Here is a 2,487-nt window from a genome sequence, read left to right as displayed (position 1 = left end):
TTTACCAACTGTGGATAATTTGAAAATCCCTATTTTGACGAAAAACTTTGAAATTTACTCTTCATAGCTGATGAATTGGTATTGTTAAAAAGGCGGGAAACAATTGGTCAGAAAGTATAAGACGAAGTTAACGTTTTTCTCAAGAAGTTTATCACCTCAAGATGGAATGTAGGTAGAAGAGGTTCATTCAATGGATTTCAACGCGAATATTATTTTGCTTTCTATCCATCATCCTCTAAAACGGTTACGGTTGGCCGAAATTAAAATGGGTGAAAATGAAACAACACCGAAACATTCCATCCCATTACCGGATCAAATCTTGTACCATTTCTCGAACGAAAACAGGGAAATACTTTGTCTCGATTCTCACCGAATACGAACATCAACCTGTACAAAAAGAAGTACAAGCTGTTGTTGGTTTAGATTTTTCCATGAATGGTCTATTTGTCGATAGCGAAGGTAAGAAAGCCAATTACCCTTGTTTCTATCGTCAAGCACTGGAAAGGCTGGCCAAAGCGCAACGCATTCTGTCGCGGAGACAAAAAGGCTCGAAGCGTTGGCATAAGCAACGGTTAAAAGTGGCCAAGCTGCACGAAAAATCGCCAATCAGCGAAAAGACTTTTTGCATAAGGTTTCACGCCAATTGGCGAATGAGTTTGATTGCGTGGTCATCGAAGATCTCAACATGAAAGGCATGTCGCAAGCCCTTCACTTTGGAAAAAGTGTGACGGATCACGCATGGGGGATGTTCACGGCTTTTCTTCACTACAAGTTAGAGGAACAAGGGAAACAACTGGTGAGAATAGGCAAATGGTTTCCTTCTTCGAAAACTTGTTTCCGTTGTGGTCGAGTCAAGGAATCCCTCCCTCTCTCGGAACGAACCTTCCAATGCGAGTGTGGCTTTGCCGCCGACAGGGACTGGAATGCCGCGATCAACATCAAACAGGAAGGTGTGAGGAGGTTAGGGATCGGCTAAGCCGTCCTAGAACCGTTGGGCGGACGGGGATCGCTCGGTCCATTTCCCTTCGTTGGAAGGGATGAATCGGCATTTTTTGTTTTTTTAGTAATCTTAATAGTTGAAAAACGTTCTTCTTCTGTCATAAAATATAAAAAAATATACCGAACTTATGTTCTGTTAGGGGTGGAGAAAAGGTGAAAAAAGCGTATTTTTCAAGAAGATTGTATAAATCCGAAATAGATATTCTTCATGTGACAGAAACATCTTATGCATTAGAGTTATTCCATCAAGCGAAACGTTTCGCTTTTCAAACGCTGGTCCGAGAAAAACGATGGGAACGAAAATTACATCAAGAAAGCCTGCATATCGTTGTGAAGAAAAAATACGGACTGAATGACTATTTTGCCAACAGTGCCGTTCGAGAAGCCAATGCTCTTTTCTCTTCTCTAATGGAATTAAATAAAATGCACCTTCAACAGACAGAAGAAAAAATAAAAGATGTGAAGAAAAAACTAAAAACAGAACGAACCAAATTGACGAAATTAGGCAAAATGAAAGAGAGTTGTATCAAAGGAAACCTACGGTTTCCGAAAAATACAAACTTTGTTTTGCATAAGAGCGGAATCATTTCTCTTGAATTAAAAAACAGATCTTTGATTTGGATGAATTCCTATTTGTTTGAACATCGTTATTTAGATGTGGAATGGAAACGGACGAAAGCAAAAATCGGTCGTTTAACACATCGTTTGGATCGATTAGAACAAAAGAAAACCAAATTAAAAGAACATATTCCAAGTGCTGTTTTTGGCGGTAAAAAACTATTTAAACAACAATTTACGAAAGAAGAATTTATAAAGGACCACGAAGCCTGGAGAAAACTCTTTTTAGCTGCCCGAAATAAAGAAATGATCATCTCCGGCCGGAAAGATGCCGGCTCTGGAAACTTTGTGTTTCACTATAATCCAATGACAAAAGAACTTCATATGAACTCGATAACAGGAAAAGTAGTTACCTTTCCGGAAGTAATATTCCCTTACGGCCAAGAAATGGTGGATAAAACAGTGACAGATCAAATCCAATGTAAAAACAAAAAAGAATACGGAAAACCAATCTCTTGGTCGATCGAAGATCATGGAGAATACTATATCATCAAATGTTTGGTGGAGGTAGAATCGAATCCATATATTCATTTTTCTACCTCTGACGGAGTGATCGGAGTAGATTGCAACTACCATCACATTGCTTGGACGGATGTTTCGAAAGACGGAAACTTTTTGGAAAGCGGAAAACTTTCGTTTTCGATAGAAGATAAAACTTCGGGCCAGATTACAAAAATTATCGAAGCAGAAGCCATTGCTTTAGTGGATATTGCGGTTCGAAAGAAAAAACCTATTGTGTTGGAAAAGTTGGATACCACCTTATCCAAAACAGGGGATCGATACGGCAACAAAAAAGCAAATCGGATGAAGAGTATGTTCGCGTATCGAAAAATGATACAAGCGATCAAAAGCCGTGCGGACAAAATGGGT

Annotated in this window: 1 protein-coding gene and 1 pseudogene; both read left to right on the top strand. The window is 39.2% G+C overall.

Annotated elements, in window-relative coordinates; translation table 11 throughout:
• Nucleotides 1-254: 254 nt before the first annotated feature.
• Nucleotides 255-976: pseudogene (locus DCC82_RS16180) on the top strand (RNA-guided endonuclease InsQ/TnpB family protein); the annotation flags it as partial.
• A 176-nt stretch (nt 977-1,152) separates the two neighbouring features.
• The coding region (locus tag DCC82_RS16175) for a transposase (protein ID WP_233253061.1) at nt 1,153-2,487 on the top strand (1,335 nt) is incomplete at its 3' end.

This window comes from Geobacillus sp. LYN3 (assembly GCF_003064505.1).
In the GTDB taxonomy this organism is placed as follows: domain Bacteria; phylum Bacillota; class Bacilli; order Bacillales; family Anoxybacillaceae; genus Parageobacillus_B; species Parageobacillus_B toebii.
The sequence above is the reverse complement of the archived record's forward strand: the minus strand, read 5'-3'. Positions and strand labels throughout refer to the sequence as shown.